Consider the following 22458-nt stretch of genomic DNA (forward strand, 5'->3'; position numbering starts at 1 on the left):
TCGGCAGCGTCAGATGTGTATAAGAGACACCTTCTGATTGGTTCAGACGGATTTGGTGACGCCGACGTAGGACAGCACCACGTCGGATTCGTCGGTCACTTGGGTCAGCGTCGCGTAGGACCGGATGAACGACTGCCCCACGCATCCATCGATTTTGACGTGGAATCCGGTGACGATGACCCGCGGATTGGGGCCCTTGAACTCTTTCTTGGCCACCGGCACTTCGACTACGACACCGGGCTTGAGGCCCACGGTGATCAAGCCGCCCATCGGGGTGGTGATCAACGGCACCGGCGTCGGCGTACCGGCAAACACGCCCGCCAAGCCCAAGCCCGGGGTTACGCCGGCGTTGCCCCCGAGGGTGACGCCGTTGGACGTGCTCATGTCGATTCCACAGCCGATCTCGTAACCCACCTCGAGGACGCCGCGAGGCTGTTCGAGCCCGTCCAGTGAGGCGGCGAACGTTCCGCGCGCGAGGTATTCGCGAGACGAGACCGCGGTGGTTAACGGCGCTATGGGAACTTGCGACTCGTCCCTCGCCCCGAGGGTCAGGGTCCAGCCTTCGGGCGTTGTGTAGGTCACCGGTTCGGACGAGGGCACCCGCCCGTCGTCAGGCGTCACCGCGGCGGCGTTTTCGGCGTCGGGGTCGGCGGCCGTTGGAGGCGCCGTCACCGCTGACATGACGACGCACAACGCGACCATCGCAGCGCGACGAACGACCACGGCTATCGGCCACACATGCGACACCGTATGTACGGCCCGATTCCGCTGGCGAAATTTGCCGGTCGACTCGCCAAAGTCGTTGTGCGTTCGTAACCGTTATGGGATATGGCCGCGGAAGTTTGGGTTGCAATGCCGCACGAACTTCGTTGCCGGCCGGCAGCGGCCCCGGGCGGATTCGGACCGTGTCCTGCCACCGCGGGCCGATGGGCAAGCCTTAGCGGGGCGAGTCGCGATCACACGGGACGCGGCCGACGCGGCGGCCGCCCCCGGGTAAATCGCCTGGCCAGGACCACCGAGACCGCGGGTGTGCCATGATGTCGGAGCTGTCAAGACATTAGGGAGCGGCCGTGGATCTCAACTTGTCGATTGTCACGCGACCGGTCGAGCGCCTGATAGCTACGGCGCAGAACGGGATCGAGGTCTTGCGACTGGGGGGCTTGGAAACCGGCACCGTGCCGTCGCCGTCCCAGATCGTCGAGAGCGTACCGATGTACAAGCTCCGACGCTATTTCCCGCCCGACAGCCGGCCAGACAAGCCGCGGGTCGGCCCGCCGGTGCTGATGGTGCACCCGATGATGATGTCGGCGGACATGTGGGACGTCACGCGCGAGGACGGCGCGGTCGGCATCCTGCACGCCAACGGGCTGGATCCCTGGGTCATCGACTTCGGCGAACCCGACAAGGTCGAAGGCGGCATGCGCCGCACCCTGGCCGACCACATCGTCGCGCTCAGCCAGGCGATCGACACCGTCAGGGATGTCACCGGAAGCGACATCCATCTCGTCGGGTATTCCCAGGGTGGCATGTGGTGCTACCAGGTCGCCGCGTACCGGCGTTCGAAAAGCCTGGCCAGCATCGTCACCTTCGGTTCGCCGGTGGACACTCTGGCCGCCCTGCCGATGGGCATCCCGGCGAACTTCGCCGCGCCGGCCGCCAACTTCATGGCCGACCACGTCTTCAGCCGGCTGGACATCCCCAGCTGGATGGCGCGCACCGGCTTTCAGATGCTCGACCCGCTCAAGACCGCCAAGGCCCGGGTGGACTTCGTACGCCAGTTGCACGACCGCGAGGCGCTACTGCCGCGCGAACAGCAGCGCCGGTTCCTCGAGCGCGAAGGCTGGATCGCCTGGTCCGGTCCGGCGATCTCCGAACTGCTCAAACAATTCATCGCCCACAACCGGATGATGACCGGCGGCTTCGCCGTCAACGGGCAGATGGTCACGCTCACCGACATCACCTGCCCGGTGCTGGCCTTCGTCGGCGAGGTCGACGACATCGGGCAGCCGGCCTCGGTGCGCGGCATCCGGCGGGCGGCCCCGGACGCCGAGGTCTACGAAAGCACCATCCGCACAGGGCATTTCGGCTTGGTCGTCGGCTCTAAGGCGGCGCAGCAGAGCTGGCCGACCGTCGCCGAATGGGTGCAATGGCTCTCCACCGGCGGGGACAAGCCGCACGGCATCGACCTGATGGCCGACCAGCCCGAGGAGCACACGGACAGCGGCGTCGCCCTGAGCTCCCGGCTCGTGCACGGCATCGGGGAGGTCTCCGAGGCGGCGGTGAGCATGGTGCGGGGCGCGGCCAACACGGTGGTCGCGGCCAACAAGTCGATGCGCACCCTGGCCGTCGAAACGGCACGCACGCTACCCCGGCTGGTCCGGCTGGGACAGATCAACGACCACACCCGAATCTCGCTGGGCCGCATCATCGACGAACAGGCGCACGACGCCCCGCAGGGCGAGTTCCTGCTGTTCGACGGGCGCGTGCACACCTACGAGGGCGTCAACCGGCGCATCAACAATGTCGTCCGCGGCCTGATCGAGGTCGGGGTGCGGCAGGGCGACCGGGTCGGCGTGCTGATGGAGACGCGGCCCAGCGCGCTGGTCGCCATCGCCGCGCTGTCCCGGCTGGGCGCGGTCGCCGTCGTCATGCGGCCGGACGCCGACCTGGCGGCGTCGGTCCGGCTCGGGGGAGTGACCGAGCTGCTGACCGACCCCACCAACCTGGAGGCGGTGCTGGCGTCGGGCCGCGATGGGCTGCGGCAGGTGCTGGTGCTCGGCGGCGGTGAGTCGCGGGACCTGCACCTGCCCGACGACAGCGACGTCATCGACATGGAACGGATCGACCCGGACGCCGTCGAGCTGCCGGGCTGGTACCGGCCCAACCCGGGGCTGGCGCGGGACCTGGCGTTCATCGCGTTCAGCACGGCCGGCGGCGAGCTGGTCGCCAAGCAGATCACCAACTACCGGTGGGCGGTGTCGGCGTTCGGGACCGCCTCGACGGCCGCCCTGGACCGCCGGGACACTGTGTACTGCTTGACCCCGCTGCACCACGAGTCGGCGCTGCTGGTGAGCCTTGGCGGCGCGGTGGTCGGCGGAACGCGCATCGCGCTGTCCCGCGGCCTGGACCGCGACCGGTTCATTCAAGAGGTGCGGCAGTACGGCGTCACGGTGGTGTCCTACACCTGGGCCATGCTCCGCGAGATCGTCGACGATCCCGCGTTCGTGCTGCACGGCAACCACCCGGTGCGGCTGTTCATCGGGTCCGGCATGCCGACCGGACTGTGGGAGCGGGTCGTCGACGCGTTTGCGCCCGCCCATGTCGTCGAGTTCTTCGCCACCACCGACGGACAAGCGGTGCTGGCCAACGTGTCCGGCGCCAAGGTCGGCAGCAAGGGCCGCCCGCTGCCGGGCGCCGGGCGCATCGAGTTGGCCGCCTACGACGCCGAGCAGGACCTGATCCTGGAGAACGACCGTGGCTTCGTCCAGATCGCCGAGCCGAAACAGGTCGGGGTGCTGCTCGCCGCCTCCAACGGCCCGATCGATCCCACGGCCTCGGTCAAACGGGGAGTCTTCGCCGCCGGCGACACCTGGATCTCGACCGAGTACCTGTTCTACCGCGACGACGACGGCGATTACTGGTTGGCGGGCAGGCGCGGTTCGGTGGTCCACACCGCGCGCGGCCTGGTGTATCCCGAGCGGGTCACCGACGCGTTGGGGTGCATCAACGGCGTCGACCTCGCGGTGACCTACAACGTGCCGGTGGGCGACCGGGAGGTGGCGGTCGCGGCGGTTACGCTGCTTCCGGGGGCCAGCATCACCGCGGCCGACCTGACCGACGCCGTGGCCAAGATCCCCCTCGGCGTGGGTCCCGACATCGTCCAAGTGTGTCCGGAGATGACATTGAGCGCGACCTATCGTCCGACCGTCAGCGCCCTGCGCGCGGCGGGAATTCCCAAGGCAGGGCGCCAGGTGTGGTACTTCGACGCCGACGGCAACTTCTTCCGGAAGCTGACCCCGAGCGTGCGGGCCGAGCTGAGTGGGCGCTCCGATGGTTGACGACTCGCTGCTGGAAATCCTGGTGTGCCCGGCCGACCGGGGACCGCTGCTGCTCGTGGACGACGAGTTGCTGTACAACCCGCGGCTGCGGCGCGCCTACCGCATCGAGGGCGGCATCCCGGTGCTGCTCATCGACGAGGCCCGCGACGTCGACGAGGACGAACACGCCCGGCTTATGACACAAGGCCGTCCGGCAGATCCCCGGTGAGGTAGCGCTGCAGGTTCGGCGCGATGGTTTGCGCGACCTGCTCGGCCGGTAGCGACGCGAACGGCTCCAATCGCAGGATGTAGCGCGCCATCACCACGCCGACGAGTTGCGACGCGACGAACTGGACGCGGATCAGTCCGCTCCCGGGCGGATTGTCAACGCGCGGACCCACTTCCACCCCGATCACGTCCTCGATGAACGTGCGGAAAAGGTTGACCTCCGAGCCGGCCAGGATGGACCGCAGCGTCGCGATGAAGCCCGTGCCCAGGTCGGAATCCCACAGCGGCAACAACATCGACGGCAGCCGGTAGCCCACTTCCTCGATCGGCACGTCGCGCAGCGGGCCGATGATGTCCATCGGGTCGATCGGGATGTGGACGGCGGCGGCGAACAGCTTCTCCTTGGTGCCGAAGTAGTGATGCACCAGTGCCGAATCCACACCCGCCGCGGCCGCCACCGCTCGGATCGATGTATTGCTAATCCCGTTGGTGGCGAACAACTCTCGGGCGCTGGCCAGGATGCGGTTGCGCGTGTCGGAGCCGCCGGCCGGCCGCCCGGGCCGCCTCCGCCCGGTGTTGGCGGTCGCCACTAGGACCCTCCGTGGCGGCCCGCCGCGCCCGGCTTCGCCGCGCTTGCGATCGCCACTACGCGGTCCGCCGACGCAGCGTCGCCGCGGCCAGGCACAGCGCGATGAGCGCGGAGCCGAGCACGACGACGATGTCGCGCCCCGCGATGTAGGTCAGCTGCGGGTGCGCACCCACCTGCTGCAGCGCCTCCAGGGCGTAGCTGGCCGGCATCACGTTGCTGACCCACTGCAGCCAGTGCGGCATGAGTGCGCGCGGCACGATGATGCCGGCCAGCAACAGCTGCGGCACCATCACCAGCGGGATGAACTGCACGGCCTGAAACTCGGTGCGCGCGAAGGCGCTACACAGCAGGCCCAGGCCTACCCCCAGTACGGCGTTGACGATCGCGATCACAAACACCCACGCCGGGCTGCCGGCGGTGTCGAAGCCGAGCAGCCAAAACGACACGATGCACGCCAATATGGCCTGTGCCGCAGCGGCCACCGAGAAGGCGCTGCCATAGGCGATCAGCAGGTCGAACCGGCGCAGGGGAGTGGTCAGGATGCGCTCCAGCGTCCCCGACGCCCGTTCGCGTTGCATCGTGATCGCCGTGATGATGAACATCACGAACAGCGGGAAAAGGCCGAGCAGGATCAGGCAGGCGTTGTTGAACGGCGCCGGCGTGCCGGGCCGGTGCGGCGCGTTCTGAAACATGTAATACATCAACGTGATAACCAAGACCGGCACGAACAGGATCATCGCCACGCTGCGGTGGTCGGCCGCCAGCTGCCGCAGGATCCGCGTCGTGGTCGCCGTGAACCCCTTGAGCCCTAACCGGCTTCGCGCATGGTGTTGCGCTTGATGATGGACAGAAACGCGTCCTCCAGTGACGTGCATCCGGTGTCCCCTCGTAGTCGGTCCGGGGTGGTATGCGCGAGCAGGTGACCGTCGCGCATCAGCATTAGGTCGCCGCAGTGGTCGGCTTCGTCCATGACGTGGCTGGACACCAGCAGCGTGGTGCCGGTGCGGGCAAGGTCGGTGAACTGGTCCCAGAGATCCGCGCGCAGTACGGGATCCAAGCCCACCGTGGGCTCGTCGAGCACCAGCAGGTCGGGCTGGCAAACCAGCGCGCACGCCAGCGATACCCGGGTGCGCTGGCCGCCGGAAAGGTTGCCGCAGAAGGCGGTTCGGTGATCATCCAGCCCGACCCGCTCGATCGCGGCATCGGCGGCCTGGCGGTCGAAACCGTACAGCGAGGCGAAGTAGCGAACGTTGTCGACGACTCGCAGGTCGTTGTAGATGGTCGGGTCCTGCGGCAGGTATCCGACCCGTCGGTGCAGCAAGGCCGACCCGGCCGGATGGCCGAGCACGGTGACGGTTCCCGCGGTGACGATCTGGGTGCCGACGATGCACCGCATCAGCGTCGTCTTGCCGCAGCCGGACGGGCCGAGCAGGCCGGTGATGCTGCCGCGCCCGATTTGCACCGAGAGATCGTGCAGGGCGGGGCGCTTGCCACGTATCACCCGCAGGTGATCGATCCGGACGGCCTGGTCGGCGATTAATTCATCACGTGATGAAGTCATCATATGATGAATATCGTCCTCTAGCGAGGCGCTGTCAAGGGTCTATGGGGAGCGTTCGGGCGAACCCGGGCGGCGCTGGGGCAGGTGCCCGTGCACGCCCTCGGCGTAGGCGGTCTCGGCATGCTGGGTGAGGTCCACGCCGGTGGTCTCGTCCTCCGCGCTGAGCCGGAAACCCATCACCCGGTCGATCACCTTCGCGAGCACGAAGGACACCGTGAACGCATACAGCGCGACGACGACGATCGCCAGCGCCTGCTTGCCCAGCTGGGTGAAGCCGCCCCCATAGAAAAGGCCCCGCGGACCCGACGTCATGACCGCCGTGGCGAGCAGCCCGATCAACGACACACCGACGACCCCACCGACGAAGTGCACGCCGACCACGTCCAGCGAATCGTCGTAGTTGAACCGGAATTTCGCGCTGATCGCGAACGAACACACGATGCCCGCCGCGAGGCCCACGACCGCCGCCCCGAGCGTGTTGACGGTCCCGCACGACGGCGTGATGGCGACCAGCCCCGCCACCACCCCGGACGCCGCGCCGAACGTCGTGGGCCGGCCGTCCCGGACCTGTTCGACCGAAAGCCAGCCGAGCATGCCGAGGCAACCGGCGACGAGGGTGTTGAGGAAGATGGCCGCTGCGGTGCCGTTGGCCGCCAGCGCGGAGCCGGCGTTGAACCCGAACCAGCCGAACCACAGCAGACCGACGCCGAGCAGCACGAGCGGCAGATTGTGCGGCCGCATGGCTTCCTTCTTGAAGCCGATGCGGGGCCCCAGCACCAGCGCCAGGGCCAGGGCCGAGCAGCCGGACACGATCTCGACGACGAGTCCGCCCGCGTAGTCCAGCACGCCCAACTTGGCCAGCCAACCGCCTGGTCCCCACACCCAGTGCGCCACAACCGAATACACGACGACCGTCCATACCGGAACGAACACCATCCACGCGGCGAACTTCGCGCGGTCGGCGATGGCGCCGCTGACCAGGGCGGCCGTGATGATCGCGAACGTGACCTGGAACGTGGCGTACAGGAGTTCGGGAACCGCGCCGTGCGCGGTGTCCGGGGTGATGCCCAGCATGCCGACATGCCTGAGATTGCCGAGGAACCCGCTCGCCCCGTCCTCGGAGAACGCGATGGTGTAGCCGAGCAACAGCCACGCCACCGTGACCAGCGGGATGGAGATGAAGCTCATCATGATCATGTTGAGCACGCCCGTGGTGCGGACCATGCCGCCGTAGAAGATCGCCAGGCCGGGCGTCATCAGGAGGACCAGCGCGGTGCTGGCCAGCAGCCACGCGGTGGCGGCGGGGTCGATCGGATGCATGATGCGTGCTCCTTCACAGGTCCCAAGACACCGGGATACTGCCATGGAAGCGCTGCCGGTAGGTTCGGTGGGTGGCCGCAAGCCAGCTGCTCGTCGACCCCGTCGCGGCCGCGCATCGGCTACTCGGCGCCACCCTCACCGGGCGGGGCGTCAGCGCCGTCATCGTCGAAGTCGAGGCGTACGGCGGCGTTCCGGACGGTCCATGGCCGGACGCCGCGGCCCACTCCTATCGCGGCATCAGCGGGCGTAACGCGGTGATGTTCGGACCTCCCGGCCGGCTCTACACCTATCGCAGCCACGGGATCCACGTCTGCGCCAACGTTTCCTGCGGGCCGGATGGAACCGCCGCGGCCGTCCTGTTGCGGGCCGCCGCCCTCGAGGACGGCACCGACACGGCCCGCACCCGGCGCGGCGAGCTCGTTCGCGCGGCCGCGCTGGCGCGCGGTCCCGGCAATCTGTGTTCGGCCCTGGGAATCACCATGGACGACAACGGGATTGACCTGTTCGACCCCGCCAACCCGGTGGCCCTGAAACTCAACGAGCCGCTGACCCCCGTGTCGGGCCCGCGTGTCGGGGTCAGCCAGGCCGCCGACCGGCCGTGGCGATTCTGGCTCCCCGGCCGCCCGGAAGTGTCGGCATACCGGCGCAGCCCACGGGCGCCCGCCCCCGGCACCAGCGACTAGTGGCGCTGCCGCGGACGCGGCAGCAACATCCCAGCCGGGCGTAGCGGGTCGCCATCATCGGACTAGGCCGAAGCGGGCACGCCGGGTTGGGCGACCGTGCGAAACGCGGGATCCACCCGCCGCGCCAGGAACACGAACGCCACGGCCAGGAGCGGCGCGACGGCACTGTATATCGCGGCGGGCGTGGCCATCTCGGCGCTGTTCAGTAGCTGCGGACTCAACGCGACGCCCATCGCCACCACGGCGTTGTGCATACCGACCTCCAGGCTGACCGCGACGGCCTGTCGCGGAGCCAGCCGCATCAGGCGCGGCGCCAGATAGCCAACCGTCAGGCTCACCGCGCAGAAGGCCACGACGGCTCCGCTCAGCAGGCCGAGGTTGTGCCACAGCGTCGTTCGTCCCCCTGCGATGGCCCCGAGCACGGCGAGGACGAGCAGCGTGAGCGCGACGATTCGCACCGGCTTCTGCAGTCGCCGGGCCAGTTCGGGGAAGCGGTGGCGGACTGCCACCCCGATCGCGATGGGAACGATGACCAGGCCGATCACCGTGAAGAACTTGTCCGGCTGCAGCGGGAGAAACCGCCCTTCGCCGAGGAACCACGTCATCGACACCGCCAGAATCGCGGGCAACGCAACGATGGACAGCACGGCGTTGATCGCGGTCAGCGTGAGGTTGAGCGCCAGGTCGCCGTTGAAGAGGTGGCTGAGGATGCTGGACATCGTCCCGCCGGGGGTGGCGGCCATCAGCATCAACCCGACGGCCAGGTGGGGCTCGAGGTGGAAGGCCTGGGCGATGGCCAGGCACAGCGTCGGGAGCAGCAGCGACTGGCAGACGAGCGCGACGACCAGTGGTTTGCGAAGCGTGGCGGCCCGCTTGAAGTCGTCGACCGTGAGCGTCAACCCGAGCGCGAGCATGATGATCACGACCACCAACGGCCAATATCGGTTGTCCATGACGCTCCGCGTTGTTTGGTGCGCTGAGGGGAAAGGTGATGGTGCGACGATGCGCCGCGCCGTTAGCTTGCCTTATCGAGCAGCGCGGGAGCGAATCGTGGCCGCGGGACCGACTAAAGTCGGCGGCGATGTCTTCCGGGATCCTTGACGAGCTGGACTGGCGTGGGCTGATCGCGCAGTCCACCGACCTCGACGCGTTGGCCGCCGAGGCGCAGCGCGGGCCGTTGACGGTGTACGCCGGCTTCGACCCGACCGCGGCCAGCCTGCACGCGGGGCACCTGGTGCCGCTGCTGGCCCTGCGGCGTTTCCAGCGCGCCGGCCACCGTCCGATCGTGCTCGCCGGCGGTGCCACCGGCATGATCGGTGACCCGCGCGACGTCGGGGAGCGCACCCTCAACGAGGCGGATGTCGTCGCCGACTGGACCGAGCGCATCCGCGGGCAGCTGGAGCGATTCGTCGACTTCGACGAATCGCCGACGGGCGCGGTCGTCGTCAACAACCTGGACTGGACGGCCCCGCTGTCGGCCATCGAGTTCCTGCGTGACCTCGGCAAGCATTTCTCGGTCAACGTCATGCTGGATCGCGACACCGTCCGGCGGCGGCTGGAGGGCGAGGGCATCTCCTACACGGAGTTCAGCTACATGCTGTTGCAGGCCAACGACTACGTCGAACTGCACCGCCGGTACGGCTGCGCGCTGCAGATCGGCGGCTCCGACCAGTGGGGCAACATCATCGCCGGCGTGCGGCTGGTCCGCCAGAAGCTGGGCGCGACGGTGCACGCGCTCACCGTCCCGCTGGTGACCGCGGCCGACGGCACCAAGTTCGGCAAGTCCACCGGCGGCGGCAGCCTGTGGCTGGACCCGGCGATGACCACCCCCTACGCCTGGTACCAGTACTTCTTCAACACCGCCGACGCCGACGTGGTCCGGTACCTGCGTTGGTTCACCTTCCTGTCGGCCGACGAGCTGGCCGAACTGGAACAGGCCACCCAAGAGCGCCCCCAGCAGCGCGCGGCCCAGCGCCGGCTGGCCCGGGAACTGACCGTGCTGGTGCACGGCGAGGCGGCCACCGAGGCGGTCGAGCACGCCAGCCGGGCGCTGTTCGGGCAGGGCGAGCTGGACCGACTGGACGAGGCGACGCTGTCGGCGGCATTGCGCGAGGCCTCGGTCGCCGAGCTCAAGCCCGGCGGCCCCGACGGGATCGTCGACCTGCTGGTGGCCAGCGGCCTGTCCGAGAGCAGGAAGGCGGCCCGGCGCACCATCGGCGAGGGCGGGGTGTCGGTCAACAACATCCGGATCGACAGCGAGGAGTGGGCGCCGCAGCCCTCGGACTTCCTGCACGGCCGGTGGCTGGTGCTGCGCCGCGGCAAGCGCACCGTCGCCGGGATCGAAAAGGTCTAGAAACCGCACCCGCAAAACGCGTTACTGCGCAAACCTTTACCGCACCGTGTTGCGGTTGTGACCCGCACAGGCCAGGGTGGTCACGATGACGGCTTCCCGGCGTGTGGAACGGTCCCTGCTGCGCGTGCTGATCCTGGCCGCCTGCGTGGCGGCCCTGGCAGCCCAGCTGGCCGCGCCCGTCAGCGCCGACATGCGGGGCAACGCGTTCCTGATGGCCCTGACCAACGCCGGCATCACCTACCCGCACCCGGCCGGCGCCCTGGCGCTGGGCCAGTCGGTCTGCCCGATGATCGTCACGCCGGGCCAGTCCTTCGACTCGGTCGCCGCCGAAATGTCCGAGCGCAGTGGGCTGGGCTACGAGTCGGCCGGCCTGTTCACCATCGTCGCCGTCGCCAACTACTGCCCGGCGGTGATAGCGCCGCTGCTGCAGAACCGGCTCACGGCGTACTAGCCGGGCGAGCCCCCGTATCCTCGGCTGCGTGGTCGACGACAGGCAGCGGCAGCGGGGCGAACGGCGCCCGCGCCCGTCCGGCAACTGGTCGGGCCCGGGCCGAGCGCGACCGGCCCAGCCGCAGCAGCCCGACGGCCACCGCACGCCGGAACCCGGGCCGCCCATACCGCCGGGCGTGGAGGCCCGGCAACTGGCGCCCGAAATCCGGGGCGAGCTCAGCACCTTGGACCGCGCCACGGCCGACGCGGTGGCGCGCCACCTGGTCGCCGCGGGTGAGTTGCTCGACGAGGACCCGGAGGCCGCGCTCAGTCACGCCCGCGCGGCGCGCGCCCGGTCCAGCAGGATCGCCGCGATTCGTGAGGCTGTCGGCATCGCCGCCTATCACTGCGGCGACTGGGCCCAGGCGCTCGCCGAATTGCGTGCCGCCCGCAGGATGGGCAGCAAGTCCAACCTGCTCGCCCTGATCGCGGATTGCGAACGCGGGCTTGGCCGCCCGGAGCGGGCGATCGAACTCGCCCGCGGACCGGAGGCGGCCCAGCTCCAGGGCGACGACGCCGACGAGCTGCGCATCGTCGCGGCCGGCGCGCGTGCGGACCTCGGCCAGCTGGAGCAGGCGCTGACCGTCTTGTCCACGCCGCAACTGGATCCCGGACGCCGGGGCTCGACGGCGGCGCGGTTGTTCTACGCCTACGCGGACACGCTCCTGGCGCTCGGCCGCAATGATGAAGCGCTGCAATGGTTCCTGCGCTCGGCCGCCGCCGACGTCGAAGGCGTCACCGACGCCGAAGACCGGGTCAGCGAGCTGGGCTGAGATGACCAGCGTTGCACGCCAATACGATTGCCTGCTGCTCGACCTGGATGGGACGTTGTTTCGCGGTCGCCGACCCACCGAGGGTGCCGTGCAGGCGCTGGCCGAGGTCCGCAGCCGCGCGTTCTTCGTCACCAACAACGCGTCTCGCAGCGCAGCCGAGGTCGCGGCGCACCTGACCGAACTCGGTTTCACCGCCACCGCGGACGACGTCGCCACCAGCGCGCAGAGCGCGGCCCGGCTGCTGGCCGACCGGCTGCCGGCGGGGTCGCCGGTGCTGATCGTGGGCACCGATGCACTGGCCGATGAGGTCAAGACGGTCGGGCTGCTACCGGTGCGCCGGTATGACGACGACCCGGTCGCCGTCGTCCAGGGCCTGTCGATGACCATCGGCTGGCCGGACCTCGCCGAGGCCGCGCTCGCCATCCGGTCCGGCGCGCTGTGGGTGGCGGCCAACGTCGATCCGACGCTGCCCACCGAGCGGGGCCTACTGCCCGGGAACGGATCCATGGTGGCCGCGCTGCGCGCGGCCACCGGCGCCGAACCCCAGGTCGCCGGCAAGCCGGCGCCCGGGTTGCTCACCGACGCGGCGGCCAGGGGCGACTTTCGCGCCCCCCTGGTGGTCGGCGACCGGCTGGACACCGACATCGAGGGCGCCAATGCGGCCAACCTGCCCAGCCTGATGGTGCTCACCGGCGTCAGTTCGGCCCGGGACGCCGTGTACGCCGATCCCGTGCACCGGCCCACCTACATCGGCCACGACTTGCGCGCCCTGCACCAGGACGGCGAGCAGCTCGCGGTCGGGCCCCAGCCGGGCTGGCGCGTCGACGTCGACGGGCGGGCGGTCACCGTCAGCGGCGACGGGCCCGACCACGGCGACGGGCTCTCGATCGTGCGGGCGGTCGCCAGCGCGGTCTGGGGTGCGTCGTCGGACGGACGGCCGATCTGCATCGAGGCCGCCGACGACCGGGCCCGCACCGCGTTGCAACGCTGGTCTTTGGTGCGCAGCGACTGACGGATGACTAGCGTAAGAGCGCAATGACTACCGATCCTGAACAGATTCGCGCCGAAATCGACGCCCTGCTGGCCCGGCTGCCCGAGCGCGGGGCCCCGGAAAGCCCAGAGGGCCCGTCGCTCACGGAGCTCGAAGAAATAGCCCGCCGCCTTTCCGAGGCGCACGACGTGCTGCTTGCCGCGCTGGAGTCGGCGGAGAAGGGCTGAGTGCGCGCATGTCTCGCCGCGCCCGCGTCGACGCCGAGCTGGTTCGGCGCGGACTCGCGCGATCGCGCCAGCAGGCGGCCGAGTTGATCGGCGCCGGACGGGTCAGCATCGACGGCCTGCCGGCCCGCAAGCCCGGTACGGCCGTCGCCGTCACCGCGGCCCTGACCGTCGCCGACGACGGCGAACGGGGCTGGGTCTCCCGCGGTGCGCACAAGCTGATCGGCGCCCTGGACACCTTCGGAATTCCGGTGGCGGGCCGCCGCTGCCTGGACGCGGGGGCGTCGACGGGTGGGTTCACCGAGGTCCTGCTGGATCGTGGAGCCGCCGAGGTGGTCGCGGTGGATGTCGGATACGGGCAGCTGGCGTGGTCGCTGCGCTGCGACCCGCGGGTCGTCGTCGTCGAGCGAACCAACGCCCGTGACCTGTCCCTCGAGGCGATCGGCGGGCCGGTCGACCTGATTGTGGCCGACCTGTCGTTCATTTCGCTGGCCACCGTGTTGCCCGCGCTGGCTGGATGTGCTTCCCCCACTGCGGATATCGTTCCCATGGTGAAGCCGCAGTTTGAGGTGGGCCGGGGCCAGGTGGGCGCCGGCGGGGTGGTGCACGACCCCGCCCTGCGTGCCGATGCCGTGCTGGCGGTGGCACGGCGCGCCGCCCAACTGGGCTGGCACCCCGTCGGGGTCACCGCAAGCCCGCTGCCCGGGCCCTCGGGCAATGTCGAATACTTTCTGTGGCTGCGCGGCCAGACGGGATTGGCGGATGACGAGTTGGTGGCGGCGGTGCAGCGCGCCGTGAGTGAGGGGCCGCAGTGAATCCGACGCCCGAGCATCGCACCGTGCTGCTGGTGGTCCACACCGGCCGCGAAGAAGCCACTGACACGGCGGCCCGTGTGCAGAAAGTATTGGGGGACAACGATATCGGGCTTCGCGTCCTGTCCGCCGAGGCGGTCGACCGCGGTTCGCTGCAGGTGGCTCCCGACGACATCCGGGCGATGGGTGTCGAAATACAGGTGGTCGACGCGGACCCGCAGGCCGCCGAAGGCTGCGAACTGGTGCTGGTACTCGGTGGGGACGGCACGTTCCTGCGCGCGGCCGAACTGGCCCGCAACGCCGGGATCCCCGTGCTGGGCGTCAACCTGGGCCGAATCGGTTTTCTGGCCGAGGCCGAGGCGGAGGCCATCGACAATGTGCTGGATCACGTTGTCGCCAAGGACTACCGGGTCGAGAACCGCCTGACGCTGGACGTGGTCGTGCGGGCGGGCGGCCGCGAAATCGAGCGCGGATGGGCGCTCAACGAAGTCAGCCTGGAGAAGGGCCCGCGACTGGGCGTATTGGGGGTGGTCGTCGAGATCGACGGCCGGCCGGTGTCGGCGTTCGGGTGCGACGGAGTGCTGGTGTCGACGCCCACCGGGTCAACCGCCTACGCGTTCTCCGCGGGTGGCCCGGTGTTATGGCCGGACCTGGAGGCAATCTTGGTGGTGCCCAACAACGCTCACGCGTTGTTCGGCCGGCCGATGGTCACCAGCCCCGACGCCACGATCGCGATCGAGATCGAGGCGGATGGTCACGACGCCCTGGTGTTCTGCGACGGCCGCCGCGAAATGCTGATCCCGGCCGGCAGCCGGATCGAGGTAAGGCGTTGCGACACGCCGGTGAAATGGGCGCGACTGGACAGCGCGCCGTTCACCGACCGGTTGGTGCGCAAGTTCCGCTTGCCGGTCACCGGGTGGCGTGGAAAGTAGATGCTGACTGAAATCCGCATCGACTCGCTGGGCGCCATCAGCGCGGCGGTCGGGGAGTTCGACCGGGGCCTGACGGTGCTGACCGGCGAGACCGGCACCGGCAAGACGATGGTGGTGACCGGGCTGCACCTGCTCGGCGGCGCCCGCGCCGACGCGACCCGAGTGCGGTCGGGAGCCGACCGCGCGGTCGTCGAAGGCCGATTCGTCACAACGGATCTCGAGGACGCCGCGGTCGCGCAGCTGGACGAGATGCTGGACGCGTCGGGAGCGGAGCGCGACGAGGACGGCAGCGTTATCGCGTTGCGCTCGGTCAGCCGCGAGGGGCCTTCGCGGGCCTATCTCGGCGGTCGCAGCGTGCCCGCCAAGTCGCTGGGCGACTTCACCGCCGAGTTGCTCACGCTGCACGGGCAGAACGACCAGCTGCGGCTGATGCGGCCCGAGGAGCAACGCGGCGCGCTGGACCGGTTCGCGAAAGCCGGCCCGGCGCTCGAGCGCTACCGCAAACTGCGCGACGAGTGGCTCACCGCGCGGCATGACCTGGTCGACCGCCGAAACCGCATGCGCGAGCTCGCCCTCGAGTCAGACCGACTCAACTTCGCGCTCAACGAGATTGACACCGTCGACCCGCAGCCGGGCGAGGACGATGCGCTGGTCGCCGACATCGTGCGGCTCTCCGAACTGGACACGTTGCGCGAGGCCGCGATCACCGCGCACGCGGCGCTCTCCGGGGCGCCCGACGACGCGGAGGCCTCCGGCCACAGCGCCGCCGACAGCCTGGGGCGGGCCCGGGCCGCCCTGGAATCGACCGATGACGCGAAGCTGCGGGCGCTGGCCGGGCAGGTCGGTGAGGCGCTCACGGTGGTCGCCGACGCGGCCGGCGAACTCAGCGGCTTCTTGGACGAGCTGCCGGTCGACGCCAGCGCGCTGGAAGCCAAGCTGGCTCGGCAGGCCGAACTGCGCACGCTCACCCGCAAGTACGCCGCGGACGTCGACGGGGTGCTCCGCTGGGCCGAGGAGTCGCGCCAACGACTGGCCCAGCTCGACGTCTCCGAGGAAGGTCTGACGGCGCTGGCCGCGCGGGTCGACGAGCTCGCGCGTGAGTTAGCCCAAGCCGCAGTCGATCTCAGCGGCATCCGGCGCAAAGCCGCCAAGCGGCTCGCCAAGGAGATCACCGCCGAGCTGGCCGGGCTGGCGATGGCCGACGCGCAATTCACAATCGACGTCAGCAATGATGTGGCCGCCGACAAGGACGACCCGGCCGCGCTCGTGCTGCCGTCGGGCGAGCTGGCCCGGGCCGGTGCCGACGGCGTCGATCAGGTTGAGTTCGGTTTCGCGGCGCACCGCGGGATGGACCAGTTGCCGCTGGCCAAGAGCGCCTCCGGCGGCGAGCTGTCCCGGGTGATGCTGGCATTAGAGGTCGTGCTGGCCGCTTCGGCGGCGGGCACCACCATGGTGTTCGACGAGGTCGACGCCGGCGTCGGCGGCCGGGCCGCGGTGCAGATCGGGCGGCGGTTGGCGCGGCTGGCGCGCACCCATCAGGTCATCGTGGTCACGCATCTGCCGCAGGTCGCGGCGTACGCCGACGTGCACCTGGTGGTGCACAGCGCCGGGCCCAAGGGGACCAGCGTGGTGCGGCGGGTGGCCGGCGACGAGCGGGTCGCCGAGCTGGCGCGGATGATGGCCGGGTTGGGCGAGTCCGACAGCGGCCGTGCGCACGCCCGCGAACTTCTCGATGCGGCACAGAAAGATGAGATCTAACCGTCGGGAACACTTAATACAGATGTGACTAATGGGACTCTAGATAACTTCTGAGGCTGATGTTACGGCGCGCCTCCACGCGTGCCCCTTGCATCACCGACAGAATCGCCCCCATGAAGATGTCAGGCCTGCTAACCCGTAACACCACCCGGCCGGGCCTTGTCGGTACCGCCCGGGTGGACCGGAATATCGACCGATTGCTGCGCAGGGTGTGCCCCGGCGACATCGTGGTGCTCGACGTCCTGGATTTGGACCGCATCACGGCGGACGCCCTGGTGGAGGCCGATATCGCCGCGGTTGTCAACGCCTCGCCGTCGGTCTCGGGCCGCTATCCCAACATGGGACCGGAGGTGCTGGTCAACAACGGGGTCACCCTGATCGACGAGACCGGGCCGGACATCTTCAAGAAGGTGAAGGACGGCGCCAAGATCAGGCTGCACGAAGGCGGGGTGTACTCCGGTGACCGCAGGCTGGTCCGCGGCACCGAGCGCACCGACCATGACATCGCCGACCTGATGCGGGAGGCCAAGAGCGGCCTGTCCGCCCACCTGGAGGCGTTCGCGGGCAACACAATCGAGTTCATCAAGAGCGAAAGCCCGCTGTTGATCGACGGCATCGGCATTCCCGACATCGACGTCGACGTGCGCCGCCGGCACGTGGTGATCGTCGCCGACGAGCCCGGCGCCGAGGAGGATCTGAAGTCCCTCAAGCCGTTCATCAAGGAGTACCAGCCGGTGCTCTTCGGCGTGGGCAGCGGCGCGGACGTCTTGCGCAAGGCGGGTTATCGCCCCCAGGTCATCGTCGGCGACCCCGACCAGATCAGTACCGACGCCCTCAAGTGCGGCGCCCAGGTCGTCCTGCCCGCCGACGCCGACGGCCACGCGCCGGGCCTGGAGCGCATCCAGGACCTCGGCGTCGGGGCGATGACCTTCCCGGCCGCGGGTTCGGCGATCGACCTGGCCCTGCTGCTGGCCGATCACCACGGCGCCGCGCTGCTCGTGACCGCCGGCCACACCGCCAACATCGAGACGTTCTTCGACCGGACGCGTGCGCACAGCAACCCCTCGACGTTCCTGACCAGGCTTCGGGTGGGGGAGAAGGTGGTGGACGCCAGGGCCGTGGCCACCCTGTACCGCAACCACATCTCGGCGGGCGCCATCGCGCTGCTCGCGCTGACGATGCTGATCGCGGTCATCGTCGCCCTCTGGGTGTCCCGCACCGACGGCGTGGTGCTGCACTGGGTCACCGACTACTGGAACCACTTCTCCCTCTGGGTTCAGCACTTGGTGAGCTAGGGCGAAGATGATCTCGCTACGTCAACACGCTTTATCGCTGGCCGCCGTGTTTCTGGCGTTGGCCGTGGGAGTCGTGCTCGGTTCCGGCTTCCTGTCCGACACCCTGCTGTCCAGCCTGCGTGACGAGAAGCGGGACCTGCACACCCAGATCAACGGACTCAACGACCAGAAGAACGTGCTTAACGAAAAGCTCAGCGCGGCAAACAATTTCGACACCCAACTGGTCGGCCGGATCGTGCACGACGCGCTCGGCGGCAAGTCGGTCGTGGTGTTCCGCACCCCGGACGCCAAAGACGACGACGTGGCCGCGGTGTCGAAGTTCATCGGCCAGGCCGGCGGCGCAGTGACCGGAACCGTGTCGTTGACGAGCGAGTTCGTCGAGGCCAATTCCGCCGAGAAGCTGCAGACCGTGGTGAACTCGTCGATCCTGCCCGCCGGTCAGCAGCTGAGCACCAAGCTCGTCGACCAGGGCTCGCAGGCCGGCGACCTGATGGGCATCGCGCTGCTGATCAACGCCAACCCGACGGTCCCGCCGGTTGACGAGCCCCAGCGCGACACAGTGCTGGCGGCGCTGCGCGACACGGGTTTCATCACCTATCAGCCGAGCGATCACCTGGGCGCGGCGAATGCCGCGCTGATCGTCACCGGCGGCGCGCTTCCCCAGGACGCCGGCAACCAGGGCGTCAGCGTCGCCCGGTTCGCCGCCGCGCTGGCGCCGCACGGCTCGGGCACGCTGCTGGCTGGGCGGGACGGCTCGGCGACCGGTGGCGCGGCGGTCGCCGTGACGCGCGCCGACGCCGGGATGAACTCCGCGGTCAGCACCGTGGACGACGTCGACACCGCGCCAGGCCGCATCACCGCGGTGCTGGGCCTGCACGACCTGATGAACGGCGGCCACGCCGGTCAGTACGGCACCGGTCACGGCGCGACATCGATCACGGTGCCTCAGTAGCGGGCGTGTTCGCCGCGACACTTCGGTCGTGGATGTTAGGGTGGGTTTCCGTGGGTCGGCAGGCCCTACTAGTTATTCGCTAGAAACTTCGACGCCCTGCCCGTCTTCACGGAGGCCGCCTGTGCGAAAGCACCCGCAAACCGCCACCAAGCACCTCTTCGTCAGCGGGGGCGTCGCGTCCTCTCTGGGTAAAGGTCTTACCGCTAGCAGCCTCGGTCAGCTACTGACGGCCCGCGGGTTGTACGTGACGATGCAAAAGCTCGATCCGTACCTCAACGTCGACCCGGGCACCATGAACCCGTTCCAGCACGGCGAGGTGTTCGTCACCGAGGACGGCGCCGAGACCGACCTCGATGTCGGCCACTACGAGCGGTTTCTGGATCGCGACCTGTCCGGCTCGGCGAATGTCACGACGGGCCAAGTGTATTCGACGGTCATCGCCAAGGAGCGCCGCGGCGAATACCTCGGTGACACCGTGCAGGTGATCCCGCACATCACCGACGAGATCAAGAGCCGGATCATGGCGATGGCCCAGCCGGACGCCCAGGGCAACCGCCCGGACGTGGTCATCACCGAAATCGGCGGCACCGTCGGCGATATCGAATCGCAGCCGTTCCTGGAGGCGGCGCGCCAGGTCCGCCACGACCTGGGCCGGGAGAACGTTTTCTTCCTGCACGTCTCGCTGGTGCCGTACCTGGCTCCGTCGGGCGAACTCAAGACCAAGCCCACCCAGCACTCGGTGGCCGCGCTGCGCAGCATCGGTATCACTCCGGACGCGCTGATCCTGCGCTGCGACCGGGACGTCCCCGAAGCGCTGAAGAACAAGATCGCGCTGATGTGTGACGTCGACATCGACGGCGTCATCTCCACCCCGGACGCACCGTCGATCTACGACATCCCGAAGCGGCTGCACCGCGAGGAACTCGACGCGTACGTGGTGCGCCGGCTCAACCTGCCGTTCCGCGACGTCGACTGGACCGAGTGGGACGACCTGCTGCGCAGGGTGCACGAGCCGCACGAGACCGTACGAATTGCCTTGGTGGGCAAGTATGTTGAACTCTCTGACGCCTACCTGTCGGTCACCGAGGCGCTGCGTGCCGGTGGGTTCAAGCACCACGCCAAGGTGGAGATGCAATGGGTGGCCTCCGACAACTGCGAGACGGCGGCGGGCGCGGCGGCGGCGCTGGGCGACGTGCACGGCGTGCTGATCCCGGGCGGCTTCGGCATCCGCGGGATCGAGGGCAAGATCGGCGCCATCCGCTACGCACGGTCGCGTGGGCTGCCGGTGCTGGGCCTGTGTCTCGGCCTGCAGTGCATCGTGATCGAGGCCGCGCGCACGGCGGGGCTCGACCAGGCCAACTCTGCCGAATTCGACCCCGAGACGCCGGATCCCGTCATCTCCACGATGGCCGACCAGGTCGACGCCGTGGCGGGCCAGGCCGATCTGGGTGGCACCATGCGGCTGGGCGCCTATCCCGCCGTCCTGCAGCCGGATTCGATCGTCGCCCGGGCGTACGGCACCACGCAGGTATCGGAGCGGCACCGGCACCGCTACGAGGTCAACAACTCCTATCGGGACAAGATCGCCGAGAGCGGCCTGCGGTTCTCCGGAACCTCGCCCGACGGGCATCTGGTGGAGTTCGTCGAATACCCACCGGAGGTGCATCCGTTCATCGTCGGGACCCAGGCTCACCCGGAGCTCAAGAGCCGGCCCACCCGGCCGCACCCGTTGTTCGTCGCGTTCGTCGGGGCGGCCCTCGACTACCAGTCAGGCGAGCTGCTGCCGGTGGAGATCCCCGAGCACGGCTCCAACGGCAACCAGCAGCGGGACGGCGTCAGCCAGTCGTTACCTGAGCCCGCGACCCGTGGCTGAACACGATTTCGAGACGGCGTCATCCAAAACGCTGTACACGGGAAAGATTTTCGCGCTGCGCAGTGACCAGGTCCGAATGCCGGGCGGTACCACCGCGATTCGTGAAGTCGTCGAGCACTACGGGGCCGTCGCCATCGTGGCGTTGAACGAGGACGACAACATCGCGATGGTCTACCAATACCGCCATGCGTTCGGCCGGCGATTGTGGGAGCTTCCGGCCGGGTTGCTGGATGTGGTGGGGGAGCCGCCGCAGCAGACGGCGGCCCGAGAACTCCAGGAGGAGGCCGGCCTGCAGGCCGGCACATGGCAGGTGCTGGTCGACCTGAATTCCGCACCGGGCTTCAGTGACGAATCGGTGCGCGTGTATCTGGCCACCGAGCTGACCGAAGTGGCGCGGCCGGAGGCGCATCACGAGGAAGCCGACATGACGATGCGCTGGGTTCCCGTCGCCGAGGCGGTCCGCCAGGTGTTCAGCGGTGAGATCGTGAATTCCATTGCGATTGCCGGGATTTTGGCCGCCCACGTGGTAACCGAGGGCGTCGCCGAACCACGGCCGGTGGACAGCCCGTGGACCGACAAGCCCACGGCGTTCGTCGCGCGAAAGGCCACACAATGACAACGGCGGCGGCCCTCGATACCCAAGTGCAGGGCTACCTCGACCACCTCACGATCGAACGGGGCGTCGCGGCGAACACCATCAGCTCCTATCGTCGCGACCTGCGCCGCTACGCCAAGCACCTGTCGGACCGCGGAATTCACGACATCGCCAAGGTAGGCGAGGACGACGTGAGCGAATTCCTGGTCGCGTTGCGTCGCGGCGACCCCGACTCGGGAAGCCCGGCGCTGTCCGCGGTGTCGGCGGCGCGGGCCCTGATCGCGGTGCGCGGCCTACACCGGTTTGCCGCGGCCGAAGGCCTCGCCGACCTGGACGTGGCGCGCGCGGTCCGCCCGCCCACCCCGGGCCGCCGGCTCCCCAAGAGCCTGACCATCGACCAGGTGCTGGCGCTGCTGGACGGCACGGGAGGCGACAGCGCTTCCGACGGCCCGCTCACGCTGCGCAACCGGACGCTGCTGGAACTCCTGTATTCGACCGGGGCGCGCATCTCCGAGGCCGTCGGGCTCGACGTCGACGACATCGACACCCGGGCCAGGTCGGTACTGCTGCGCGGCAAGGGCGGCAAGCAGCGGCTGGTGCCGATCGGGCGGCCCGCCGTGCACGCGCTGGACGCCTATCTGGTGCGCGGCCGGCCGGACCTGGCCCGTCGCGGTCGCGGCATACCGGCCATCTTCCTCAATGTGCGCGGCGGGCGGCTGTCGCGGCAAAGCGCGTGGCAGGTGCTGCAGGACGCCGCCGGGCGCGCCGGGATCACGTCGGGCGTGTCGCCGCACATGCTGCGGCACTCGTTCGCGACCCACCTGCTCGAGGGCGGCGCCGACGTGCGGGTGGTGCAGGAGTTGCTGGGACATGCCTCGGTGACGACGACGCAGATCTACACGATGGTCACGGTGCACGCGCTGCGTGAGGTGTGGGCCGGGGCCCATCCGCGCGCGCAGTAATTGGGATCGGTAGCAAAGCGGGGGCGACAGG

General features: G+C 69.3%; 22 protein-coding genes. 16 read left to right on the plus strand and 6 right to left on the minus strand.

Going from position 1 to position 22458, the window contains the following annotated elements:
* Nucleotides 1-42 precede the first annotated feature (42 nt).
* Entirely contained in the window at nt 43-723 is a 681-nt protein-coding gene (locus A5758_RS14215) for an MspA family porin (protein ID WP_197503819.1), read from the minus strand.
* 347 nt (nt 724-1070) lie between these two features.
* Between A5758_RS14215 and A5758_RS14220 the strand changes: the two genes are divergently transcribed.
* Nucleotides 1071-4058, plus strand: a complete 2988-nt coding sequence (locus A5758_RS14220; RefSeq protein WP_067740870.1) for an acyl-CoA synthetase — start codon at nt 1071-1073, stop codon at nt 4056-4058.
* The gene (locus tag A5758_RS14225; RefSeq protein ID WP_067741279.1) at nt 4051-4266 is read left to right on the plus strand and encodes a Trm112 family protein; all 216 of its coding nucleotides are present in this window, start codon (nt 4051-4053) and stop codon (nt 4264-4266) included. Before A5758_RS14220 ends, A5758_RS14225 begins: the two co-directional genes overlap by 8 nt.
* On the opposite strand, the gene A5758_RS14230 is transcribed toward A5758_RS14225, so the two are convergent.
* Genes A5758_RS14230 through A5758_RS14245 form a run of 4 tightly spaced genes read right to left on the minus strand, consistent with a single transcriptional unit; the run spans nt 4232 to nt 7735 of the window.
* Nucleotides 4232-4855 carry a TetR/AcrR family transcriptional regulator gene (locus A5758_RS14230; protein WP_067740873.1) on the minus strand — a complete coding sequence of 208 codons (624 nt, stop codon included), beginning with the start codon at nt 4853-4855 and terminating at the stop codon, nt 4232-4234. The two genes, A5758_RS14225 and A5758_RS14230, sit on opposite strands and share 35 nt — an antisense overlap.
* Nucleotides 4856-4910: 55 nt before the next feature.
* Nucleotides 4911-5729: an ABC transporter permease gene (locus tag A5758_RS14235; protein WP_197503944.1), complete on the minus strand. Its 819-nt coding sequence runs from the start codon at nt 5727-5729 to the stop codon at nt 4911-4913.
* Nucleotides 5663-6418: an ABC transporter ATP-binding protein gene (locus tag A5758_RS14240; RefSeq protein WP_067740877.1), complete on the minus strand. Its 756-nt coding sequence runs from the start codon at nt 6416-6418 to the stop codon at nt 5663-5665. The genes A5758_RS14235 and A5758_RS14240 overlap by 67 nt, the downstream gene beginning before the upstream one ends.
* Before the next feature lie 39 nt (nt 6419-6457).
* A complete protein-coding gene (locus A5758_RS14245; RefSeq protein WP_067205949.1) occupies nt 6458-7735 on the minus strand; it encodes an ammonium transporter in 1278 nt (425 codons plus the stop codon).
* Between the two features lie 71 nt (nt 7736-7806).
* Here A5758_RS14245 and A5758_RS14250 point away from each other — a divergent pair, with 71 nt between their 5' ends.
* Nucleotides 7807-8418 carry a DNA-3-methyladenine glycosylase gene (locus tag A5758_RS14250; protein ID WP_067740879.1) on the plus strand — a complete coding sequence of 204 codons (612 nt, stop codon included), beginning with the start codon at nt 7807-7809 and terminating at the stop codon, nt 8416-8418.
* A gap of 62 nt (nt 8419-8480) precedes the next feature.
* Here A5758_RS14250 and A5758_RS14255 read toward each other — a convergent pair whose 3' ends face one another.
* Complete coding sequence (locus A5758_RS14255) at nt 8481-9422, minus strand: bile acid:sodium symporter family protein (RefSeq protein ID WP_369816443.1); 942 nt, start codon at nt 9420-9422, stop codon at nt 8481-8483.
* A gap of 77 nt (nt 9423-9499) precedes the next feature.
* Here A5758_RS14255 and tyrS point away from each other — a divergent pair, with 77 nt between their 5' ends.
* The 13 genes from tyrS to xerD all read left to right on the plus strand — a co-directional run bounded on the left by tyrS (nt 9500) and on the right by xerD (nt 22427).
* The gene (gene tyrS / locus A5758_RS14260) at nt 9500-10771 is read left to right on the plus strand and encodes a tyrosine--tRNA ligase (RefSeq protein WP_067740883.1); all 1272 of its coding nucleotides are present in this window, start codon (nt 9500-9502) and stop codon (nt 10769-10771) included.
* A 76-nt stretch (nt 10772-10847) separates the two neighbouring features.
* Nucleotides 10848-11222 carry a DUF732 domain-containing protein gene (locus A5758_RS14265; protein ID WP_231987317.1) on the plus strand — a complete coding sequence of 125 codons (375 nt, stop codon included), beginning with the start codon at nt 10848-10850 and terminating at the stop codon, nt 11220-11222.
* Between the two features lie 28 nt (nt 11223-11250).
* Complete coding sequence (locus tag A5758_RS14270) at nt 11251-12033, plus strand: tetratricopeptide repeat protein (protein ID WP_082939693.1); 783 nt, start codon at nt 11251-11253, stop codon at nt 12031-12033.
* Nucleotide 12034: 1 nt separating this feature from the next.
* A complete protein-coding gene (locus A5758_RS14275; RefSeq protein WP_067740885.1) occupies nt 12035-13045 on the plus strand; it encodes an HAD-IIA family hydrolase in 1011 nt (336 codons plus the stop codon).
* A gap of 23 nt (nt 13046-13068) precedes the next feature.
* On the plus strand, nt 13069-13251 hold the full coding sequence (locus A5758_RS14280) for a hypothetical protein (protein WP_067740887.1): 183 nt from the start codon (nt 13069-13071) through the stop codon (nt 13249-13251).
* An 8-nt stretch (nt 13252-13259) separates the two neighbouring features.
* On the plus strand, nt 13260-14063 hold the full coding sequence (locus A5758_RS14285) for a TlyA family RNA methyltransferase (RefSeq protein ID WP_067740889.1): 804 nt from the start codon (nt 13260-13262) through the stop codon (nt 14061-14063).
* Nucleotides 14060-14992, plus strand: a complete 933-nt coding sequence (locus tag A5758_RS14290) for an NAD kinase (protein ID WP_067205972.1) — start codon at nt 14060-14062, stop codon at nt 14990-14992. The genes A5758_RS14285 and A5758_RS14290 overlap by 4 nt, the downstream gene beginning before the upstream one ends.
* The gene (gene recN / locus A5758_RS14295) at nt 14993-16750 is read left to right on the plus strand and encodes a DNA repair protein RecN (RefSeq protein ID WP_067740891.1); all 1758 of its coding nucleotides are present in this window, start codon (nt 14993-14995) and stop codon (nt 16748-16750) included.
* A 113-nt stretch (nt 16751-16863) separates the two neighbouring features.
* A complete protein-coding gene (gene steA / locus A5758_RS14300) occupies nt 16864-18045 on the plus strand; it encodes a putative cytokinetic ring protein SteA (protein ID WP_067740893.1) in 1182 nt (393 codons plus the stop codon).
* A 7-nt stretch (nt 18046-18052) separates the two neighbouring features.
* Entirely contained in the window at nt 18053-18997 is a 945-nt protein-coding gene (locus A5758_RS14305) for a copper transporter (protein WP_067740901.1), read from the plus strand.
* Between the two features lie 121 nt (nt 18998-19118).
* The gene (locus tag A5758_RS14310) at nt 19119-20870 is read left to right on the plus strand and encodes a CTP synthase (protein WP_067205984.1); all 1752 of its coding nucleotides are present in this window, start codon (nt 19119-19121) and stop codon (nt 20868-20870) included.
* Complete coding sequence (locus tag A5758_RS14315) at nt 20863-21486, plus strand: NUDIX hydrolase (protein WP_067740903.1); 624 nt, start codon at nt 20863-20865, stop codon at nt 21484-21486. Before A5758_RS14310 ends, A5758_RS14315 begins: the two co-directional genes overlap by 8 nt.
* Complete coding sequence (xerD, locus tag A5758_RS14320) at nt 21483-22427, plus strand: site-specific tyrosine recombinase XerD (protein WP_067740905.1); 945 nt, start codon at nt 21483-21485, stop codon at nt 22425-22427. The genes A5758_RS14315 and xerD overlap by 4 nt, the downstream gene beginning before the upstream one ends.
* Nucleotides 22428-22458: the final 31 nt, after the last annotated feature.

Source organism: Mycobacterium sp. 852014-50255_SCH5639931 (genome assembly GCF_001665605.1).
Taxonomy (GTDB): domain Bacteria; phylum Actinomycetota; class Actinomycetes; order Mycobacteriales; family Mycobacteriaceae; genus Mycobacterium; species Mycobacterium paraffinicum.

Excerpts from the sequence above, each read along its gene's own strand:
- A5758_RS14225 (WP_067741279.1), top strand. The coding sequence starts at position 4,051 with ATGGTTGACGACTCGCTGCTGGAAATCCTGGTGTGCCCGGCCGACCGG.
- A5758_RS14235 (WP_197503944.1), bottom strand. The coding sequence starts at position 5,729 with ATGCACGTCACTGGAGGACGCGTTTCTGTCCATCATCAAGCGCAACAC.
- A5758_RS14240 (WP_067740877.1), bottom strand. The coding sequence starts at position 6,418 with ATGATGACTTCATCACGTGATGAATTAATCGCCGACCAGGCCGTCCGG.
- A5758_RS14245 (WP_067205949.1), bottom strand. The coding sequence starts at position 7,735 with ATGCATCCGATCGACCCCGCCGCCACCGCGTGGCTGCTGGCCAGCACC.
- tyrS (WP_067740883.1), top strand. The coding sequence starts at position 9,500 with ATGTCTTCCGGGATCCTTGACGAGCTGGACTGGCGTGGGCTGATCGCG.
- A5758_RS14275 (WP_067740885.1), top strand. The coding sequence starts at position 12,035 with ATGACCAGCGTTGCACGCCAATACGATTGCCTGCTGCTCGACCTGGAT.
- A5758_RS14280 (WP_067740887.1), top strand. The coding sequence starts at position 13,069 with ATGACTACCGATCCTGAACAGATTCGCGCCGAAATCGACGCCCTGCTG.
- A5758_RS14285 (WP_067740889.1), top strand. The coding sequence starts at position 13,260 with ATGTCTCGCCGCGCCCGCGTCGACGCCGAGCTGGTTCGGCGCGGACTC.
- recN (WP_067740891.1), top strand. The coding sequence starts at position 14,993 with ATGCTGACTGAAATCCGCATCGACTCGCTGGGCGCCATCAGCGCGGCG.
- steA (WP_067740893.1), top strand. The coding sequence starts at position 16,864 with ATGAAGATGTCAGGCCTGCTAACCCGTAACACCACCCGGCCGGGCCTT.
- A5758_RS14305 (WP_067740901.1), top strand. The coding sequence starts at position 18,053 with ATGATCTCGCTACGTCAACACGCTTTATCGCTGGCCGCCGTGTTTCTG.
- xerD (WP_067740905.1), top strand. The coding sequence starts at position 21,483 with ATGACAACGGCGGCGGCCCTCGATACCCAAGTGCAGGGCTACCTCGAC.